8 protein-coding genes are annotated in these 7668 nt (G+C 63.1%); all 8 read right to left on the bottom strand.

The window, feature by feature from the left end; genetic code table 11:
* Positions 1-296: NAD-dependent epimerase/dehydratase family protein (locus EN925_RS14835; RefSeq protein WP_128336653.1), on the bottom strand; the 296-nt coding region annotated here is incomplete at its 3' end.
* A gap of 23 nt (positions 297-319) precedes the next feature.
* Positions 320-1423, bottom strand: a complete 1104-nt coding sequence (locus EN925_RS14830; protein WP_024502362.1) for a glycosyltransferase — start codon at positions 1421-1423, stop codon at positions 320-322.
* Entirely contained in the window at positions 1420-2514 is a 1095-nt protein-coding gene (locus tag EN925_RS14825; RefSeq protein WP_127384533.1) for a glycosyltransferase, read from the bottom strand. Before EN925_RS14825 ends, EN925_RS14830 begins: the two co-directional genes overlap by 4 nt.
* Positions 2511-3641, bottom strand: a complete 1131-nt coding sequence (locus tag EN925_RS14820) for a glycosyltransferase (protein ID WP_127370015.1) — start codon at positions 3639-3641, stop codon at positions 2511-2513. The genes EN925_RS14825 and EN925_RS14820 overlap by 4 nt, the downstream gene beginning before the upstream one ends.
* 2 nt (positions 3642-3643) lie before the next feature.
* Complete coding sequence (locus EN925_RS14815; protein WP_127370016.1) at positions 3644-4744, bottom strand: glycosyltransferase family 4 protein; 1101 nt, start codon at positions 4742-4744, stop codon at positions 3644-3646.
* Complete coding sequence (locus EN925_RS14810; RefSeq protein ID WP_127384532.1) at positions 4729-6021, bottom strand: TIGR04295 family B12-binding domain-containing radical SAM protein; 1293 nt, start codon at positions 6019-6021, stop codon at positions 4729-4731. Before EN925_RS14810 ends, EN925_RS14815 begins: the two co-directional genes overlap by 16 nt.
* Positions 6018-7091, bottom strand: a complete 1074-nt coding sequence (locus tag EN925_RS14805; RefSeq protein WP_024502366.1) for an NAD-dependent epimerase/dehydratase family protein — start codon at positions 7089-7091, stop codon at positions 6018-6020. The genes EN925_RS14810 and EN925_RS14805 overlap by 4 nt, the downstream gene beginning before the upstream one ends.
* Positions 7088-7668, bottom strand: a 581-nt coding sequence (locus EN925_RS14800; protein WP_128336651.1) for an NAD-dependent epimerase/dehydratase family protein, incomplete at its 5' end; no start/stop codon positions are given. The genes EN925_RS14800 and EN925_RS14805, both read right to left, overlap by 4 nt.

Raw genomic sequence — 7668 nt, 5'->3', positions numbered from 1 at the left:
GTGTGGATAGGGTCGGCCTGGTAACGCGGCGGCGAGGCAGCGCATGCCAGGTTGAAGATACGCTCCACGGGCTCGCCGAGATCCAATGGCCGGCAGATATCCTGCTCGATCAACCGGAAACCCGGATGGTCCATGATCGAGATGATGTTCTCCATGCGCCCAGTCAGAAAATTGTCGGCGCAGATCACGCGCCAGCCGTTGCGGAGCAATGCTTCGCAAAGATGCGAACCGAGGAATCCCGCACCGCCGGCAACAAGCACTGCCTTTGCCCTTCGCGCGTTTCGTGTTTGTCGCATCGCCGTTTTCTCCTGTCTGCTGGTCATGCTGCGCTTCCGATGTCGAAATCGAGGGCCGCCGCCCTTGGCTGTGTCAACGCCGCCACGAATTCGCGGGCCCTGGCCGCACCGGTGTGGGATGCGAGGACGCGTTCGCGGGCCCGGCGGGCCATGGCGAGGCGTGTGCGCTCGGACTCGCCGAACAGGATCTCGACGACATCGTCCGTTTCCCCGGCGGTGTGGATCGCCGATGCAGGAAAGAAGCTGTCGAGCCCTGGCCAGCGATCGCTGATGATGGGCGTGCCGCAAGCAGCCGCTTCGAACAGGCGCACACTGGGCGACCATCCCGCGGCGATCATGGAACTGCGTGTGACGTTCAGCGTGTAGCGCTGACGGTTGTAGAACGCGGCATGATCGGCGGGCGGCAGATGTTCGATACGTTCGACATTGTCCGGCCAGATGATGTCGGATGGGTATTGCGAACCGGCCACGACGAAACGCCGGTCCCGCATATGCCGTGCGGGCTCGAGCAGCAGCGCGTTCAGCGTTGCCTGCCGGTCGGCACTGTAGGTGCCGAGATAGCCGAGATCCCAGCGGATCGGATCGCCGGTCCGGTGGTGCCGTTCCGGGTCGACCGAGCAGTAGAGCGGTTCGGCGCGGCGCGCGCCGAAGTCCTCCACCAGACGGCCAAGCATCGGCCCGCCGGTGAACGAGAAGTAGACGTCGAAGTAAGGAATCTGCCGCCAGCTCAGATAATCGCAATCGTCGGCTGAAAGCTGCGCCACGGTCACCGGCGTGTCGATGTCGTAAAAGCAGAAGCGCCCTTTGCAAAGTGAAGCGACGATGTCGATGACCACGCGCCCTTCCGGCACGAACGAGCCGATGACGACGATGTCGGCCTGCTCCAGGCACCGGGCGTAGTCGCGTTGTAACTCCGCGGTGGTTTCGTAGTAGCGCAAGGCGCAGAAATCCGGATCGCGCAGATCGCGGTGGTTTGCGTACCACGGCACCTCGCGCTCCAGAAAGGTCACGCGGTGGCCGAGTTCGTGCAGACCTTTCAGCAGGCCTCGAAACGTCGTGGCGTGGCCGTTTCCCCAGGACGAGGACAGCGACAGGCCAAGAAAGACTATGTCCAATTGCTTGGTCATTCCGCTGCCTCCACGGTCCCCTGCTCGAAGTGACGTTTGAAGACTGCATCGGCCACGTCCGCCCGCAACGCGTAGGTGTGATCGGCCAGCACGCGGCAAAGTGCGGCCTGGCCGATTGCCTTTGCCCGACTGGAGGTCAGCGAGCACATGATCTCGGCGACATCGCCGCCGTCGCGCGCCACCAGGATCTCCTCGCCTGGCTTCAGGAACAGTTCCACGCCCAGCCACGCATCGGTGATGAGGCAGGCGCCGGCGCCGGCCGCCTCGAAGACACGCGTGGCCGGTGAAAAACCGTTTACGGCCATGCTGTCGCGGCTGATGTTCAGAACCGCCTTGGGTGTGACGTTGAAGGCATTGTGATCGCGGGTGCCGACGTGACCGAGCCAGCCGACATTGGCGGGAAGCGGCTTGTCCCCCCAGCCCGATCCACCGAGCAGAAAACGCTGTTTCGGCAGCTGGCATGCGGGATCGAGGAAAAACGCTTCGACCCGTGCCTCACGATCCGGCAGCCTGTTGCCAAGGAACGCCAGATCGCAAGCGAAACGCGCATTGCTGGTGACCGGATAATGTGTTTGGGGATCGAGCGCATTGTAGATCGGCACGCATTCGTTCGCCCCCATGGCACGGTAGGCCCATACGACGGGGTCGCCGCCGCCATAGGTCAGCACAAGGTCGATTTCTTGCAGGGCGCTATGGAGCGGATGGTCCGGTTCGTCGCGCAACTGGGCAAGGGTTGCCGGAGCGTCCACGTCCCAGAATACCACCAGCGCGTCGCTGCGGGCGTGGTCGAGAACGACACGCAGCAGCGCCTCGTCCTCGAAACCGACGCCACTCGCCTTGACGACGATGTCGGCGCTGGCGGCACGTGCCGCGACCTGCATCAGCGCGTGCTGGGTCGCTTCATAAACGACGACAGTGCACCAGTCAGGCGCCTCGATGTCGCGATTCTTCTGCCGGTCGTAGACGTCGGGTTCATAGAAGGTGATTTCGTAGCCCAATTGGGAAAGCGCCTTCAGCAACCCGCGATAGTAAGTCGCGGCACCGTTCCAGTAGGACGACAAAAGACTCGATCCGTAGAATGCCATCTTCATGCGGCGGCTTCCTTTGCGGTGGTGTTGTTGATGGTATGTTCGGTCGTGCATGCCGTGAGCACGCGGAACAGCTCGTCAACGCGGTGCTGGCAGGTATGCCGGGAGCGAATGGTCTCGAGGCCCGAAGTCACCAGGGAAGCCGCGAAATCCGCATCGGCCAATACCGCCCGCAAGTGTTGCCGCATCTGAGAGCCGTTCTCCGCAAACAGGAAGTCGACGCCGGGCCTGAACAGCTGCTCGACATCGGACCAGGGTGCTGAAATCAGCGGAATGCCGCAGGCGAGCGCCTCGAACATCCGGATCGTCGGAATTCCAGGCAATCCCTCACGATAGGGGCGCCGTGGGATGTGAACGGTGACACGATGCGCGGCGAACGCCTTCGGCACATCGGCATTGGCGATCCATCCATCATAGCGCAGTCCGGCGGCGGCCAGGTCCGCAAGTGCGGGCTTGGGGTAGCGTACGCCGTGAACAGTGGCCTCGAGACCGAGATCGTGTACTGGCTCGATCAGAAATTCCTTGAGTTCGGCAGTCCGCTCATCGTCGCCCCAGTTTCCAATCCAGACCAGATCGGACATGGGATGGATCTCTGGGTGCGGCTTGAACAGGCGATCGTCCGCGGCTTCATGCCAGGTGAAGACGCGCTTGCCCCAGCCGGCGCGCAGATAGCTCTCGCGCAAGGTCTCGCCAAAGGCGAGGACGCCGTCATAGTGCTCCAACCGTAGCGCCGAGATTGCCTCGGTCGCCGATATGGCCCGGTGATGGGTGTCATGAAACAGAAGGATGAAGTTGCCGCCAGCGGCCCGGGCACGGCCGATGCGTGCGACAAGCTCCGGATCCGTCCACTCATGAACGATCACAACGTCGGCCTCGGCGATCCAGGCCTCGTGATCGAACCCGGCATTGTAGGTCACCGGCATCAACTCTGGGAAATCCTTGCGGAAGCGTTCGATGGCGAAGGATCCCTTCTCGGCCAACAGGTTCGAACGGCTCCAGCCGTCGGACGGCTCCAGCGCGACTGCCTGGTGCTGGCGCGCGATCAGATCCCGCATGATACCGCGCAGGAAATGGGCATTGCCGTGGTTCCAGTCGGATACGACCGAGTGGGTGTAGAACAAAAAGCGCATGGTCAACGCCCCGCCATAGCCAGGGCCGCCTTGTCGTAGACGCCTCGCATGGCTGCCGCTTGCCTGGCCAGTGTAAACCGGCGGCTCCGTCGCATCGCTGCCTGGCCGAGCTCTCGCCTGAGTTCGGCATCGCTGGAAAGACGATTGAGGCCGGCAGCGAGGTCGTGCGGATTGCGCGCGTCAAAGAACATCGCGGCCCCGTCCCATAGTTCGCGATAGGTTGCGATGTCGGAAAGCACCAGGGGCGTCGCCGACATGGCAGCTTCCAGCGCGGCCAGACCGAATGGCTCATAGATCGACGGCGACACGAAAATGCCGGCGCGCGCCATCAAGGACCGCACCTCGTGAGACGGCAGTGCTCCCAGAGGAACAGCATAGCTGAAGCTGGTACGCCCGCCGTTCGGACCGTGCATCGAACCGGCGGCAAAGACGGGCCATTGCGTCAGCGACGCGGCCTGGTCGATCACCGCCGCATTCTTCCCCTCGTCCCACCAGCGGGCAGCGGCGAAGACGAGCGGTTGGCGCTTTTCGGCCTTCGGCACCGGACTGGCACTATTTCCGACGACACTCAGACGCGCGATCGGGCCGTAGCAGGTCTCAAGCATGTCGGCGTGGCTGCGGCTCGGCACGATGACTGCGTCGGCCCGATTGAAGCCACGCCTGTTGCGCTCCTTCTGCCAGGCCCATGCGCCATCCACTGCCTGTTTCCTGACGGCGTGGAACCATGTCGTCACGCAGGAATGGGAGACCGCCACGGCTGGGCACGGCGCATCGAATCCCGCCGCCTGCGTCGGCGCGTTGAAATGGACTAGGTCGATGGCGTGGTCGCGCATGGGCGCAAGCAATTCTAGCGGTAGCGCATCCAGGTCGCCGCCGTTGTGGGTCATCCAATCCGGCGGCGTGTTCAACCAGATCAGCGTGGTGAAAGTCTCTGCCTCCGCAGCCTGCTGCCTCGTCGGCTGGGGACCGAGCCCGGCAAGCACCACACTGTCGCCGCCATTCACAAGTTCCCGTGCCAGATCAAGCGCATAGCGCCATACGCCGCCCACGGCATCGACGGTCATCAGGATGCGCCGCGAGCGCGGCGTCAGTGTTCGCAACATGTCGCCTCCAGTTCCGCCAGCGGCCGGGGCCGCTTCTCCTGGATGTCACTGAATTTCTGGAAGGATGCGAGATAGTGATCATGGGCGCGCTCCCAGGCAAGGTCGTCGGGTTCGCCCCAAAGCTCGCGATAGCTGGGCGAACTCGGATACGGATAAAGCGGAACAGGTTCATTGGCCCATACGCCGTGGTCGATCAGGTGGGTTCGCCAGTGCTCGACCAGGGCGGGATCATCCTCGACCACGCCGATCAGATTGGCTTGAACGAATGGAACGTGACGTCTAGCATCGACGAGCAGCGCGGCAAGTTCCTCGGTGCCCAGCCGGCAGCGCTTGGCCAGCATCGCCCGGCCTTCAACCGTCAGGCTTTCGAGCCCTGCTTCAATGGAGACGCAGCCTGCGGCGCCCAGCAATTCCAGCAGCTCGGGCTTCCACAGATCGATGCGGGTCTGCACGCCGAATTTCACATTGCGATCGACCAAGGCTTCCAGCAACGCTTTTTGCGGCAGGAAGATTTCGTCGATGAAGTAGATGTAGCCGACACCTTGGGCAATCAGCCGATCGATCTCCGCGACCACCGCTTCGTGGTTTCGACGGCGATAGGCATCACGGAAATCGATCTTGGCGCAGAAGCTGCAATTGTAGGGACAGCCGCGCGATGCCTCGACTTCCGCGCCGAACCCGACCTGATTGTCATCGAACCTGTGATGGTGGTGCGAATGGGCTGCGATCCAGTCCGCAGGCCATTCGAGGGGTGGATGATCGACAAACGAGCTGGCGTGGACGCCGCCGTTCGAAACCACCCTGGCATCCCGCAGATAAGCGGTTGAGGGCACTGCGCTCCAATCGTCGCGCCGGGCAAGTTGCTCGACGACTTCTTCGCATTCGCCGCGCACGACGATGTCGACGCCGAGCTTGCGCAAGGTTGGCGCCGGCGTGGCCGAGCCGTGCGGCCCGACGGCGACCGTGCGTCCACCGCGCCCGGCGAGAAGGTTGAGGAAATCGGCCGGCACGCGCAATTCCGGCGGTGCGCAGCGCCAGAACAGATAGGTCGGCGCGGTACTGACGACAGTCATTGCCGGGGCGAAATCGGCCACCCGCTCGCAAAGACCGGAATTGTCGAGCTTCTGCAACTGACCATCCAGCATCAGCACCTCATGTCCGGCGGCTTCGAGCAGGGCCTTCGAATAGCCGAGTTCCAGCGGCAGATGTGGTTGGCGGCAGCCGAAATAGATGCTGTCGTCGTAGGTCCAGAATGGGTTTACCAGAGCGATTTTCATGCGACGTACCTCACGGCTTCGGGGTGAGGCTCGAGCCGGTGGCGCTGCAGCCAGTCGGCTAGGTCGCGGACGCCTTCGCGCCATGAAACCTGGGCCATCCAGCCAAGCGCGGTTTTGATCTTGCGGGTGTCGGCGACGAAGAAGGGCTGGTCGCCGGTGCGTTCGCCATCATGGCGGATTGAAAGCTCATGGCCGGTCAGGCCACGGATCTCGCTCAACAGCGTGCGCAGGCTGAGCGCATTTTCCGGGCCGCCGCCAAGATTGAATGCCTGGCCTTTGGTCGTCTCGATGTGGTCGAGTACGGCCCTGTAGGCGGCGACGGCATCGGAAACATGCAGGATATCGCGCACTTGCCTGCCGTCACCGTAAATGGTGATGGGGCGTCCCGTCAGCGCGCTGAGCAGGAAGTGCGCGACCCAGCCCTGGTCCTCGGTTCCGAACTGGCGCGGTCCATAGATGCAGCTCATCCGCAGCACCGCCGTCGGCATGCCGTAGGATTTGGCGTAGTCGAGCACATACTGGTCCGCCGCGCCCTTGGAGCAACCGTAGGGCGTGCAGAAGTCCAGGCCCCGAGCCTCATCGATGCCGTTCGCCTGGATGACGCTGTCGCAAGGCACATAGCGGTCGCCGTCCTCGCGGACCGCGACGTCGGGCAGGCTGCCATAGACCTTGTTGGTGCTGGCGAAGACAACAGGAATACGCTCACCGCTCAGTCGCGCCGCCTCCAGTACGTTGAATGTTCCGCGAAGGTTGATGTCGAAATCCTCGCCCGGCTGGACCAGGCTTGTGGTGACGGCGGTTTGCGCGGCCAGATGGAAAATTGCCTTTGAACCCGTCAGAGCCGGCGCCAAGGCGTTGGCGTCCCGCACGTCGATGGTCTCCACCGTGAGGCGACTGGCGTGTTTTTGTGCCAGCCATTCAAGGTTCTGCTGGACGCCCGGACGGCTGAGATTGTCGATCACCAGCACCGGTTCGCCATCCGACAACAGGCTGTCGGCGAGGTTCGATCCTATGAAGCCGCTGCCGCCGACGATGGCGACCGGCGCGTCGCGTCGATTGCGTGTGTTCATGACACCAGCCCGCGTTCTTCGAGCTCGCGTTTCATGTCGGCGCCGCGGTCGACGGCGGACGTGTTACGCACCCAGGAAACGAAATCGCCGAGCGAATTCTCCAGTTGCCGCACCGGCTCGAAACCGAGCAGCTCACGGGCCTTGGAAATATCGGCGAAGCAGTTGCGGATATCGCCGGAGCGCGCTTTGCCGAGCAGTTCGGGCGAGCGGTTCGGTGTCCCCATGGCCTCGGCCAGCAATCGTGCGACTTCGCTGATCGCGTAGGCTCGGCCGCTGCCGATGTTGATGACATGACCCTTTGCCTGGCGTTGCTGCAGTGCAAGGCGAAAGGCGCGGGCGACGTCATGCACATGGACGAAATCGCGCTTCTGTTCGCCATCCTCGAAGATCATTGGCCGTTGGCCGTTGGCGAGACGCGAAGCGAAGTTGGCCAGCACGCCGGTATAGGGGTTCGACAATGCCTGGCCGGCGCCGAAGACATTGAACAGGCGCAACGCGACAGCATCGATGCCATAGGCTTCGCCGAAGATCAGCACAGCGCGTTCTTGTGCGTATTTTGTCAGCGCATAGATTGAGG

Source organism: Mesorhizobium sp. M7A.F.Ca.US.006.04.2.1, assembly GCF_004022915.1.
Lineage (GTDB): Bacteria > Pseudomonadota > Alphaproteobacteria > Rhizobiales > Rhizobiaceae > Mesorhizobium > Mesorhizobium ciceri.
The sequence above is the reverse complement of the archived record's forward strand: the minus strand, read 5'-3'. Positions and strand labels throughout refer to the sequence as shown.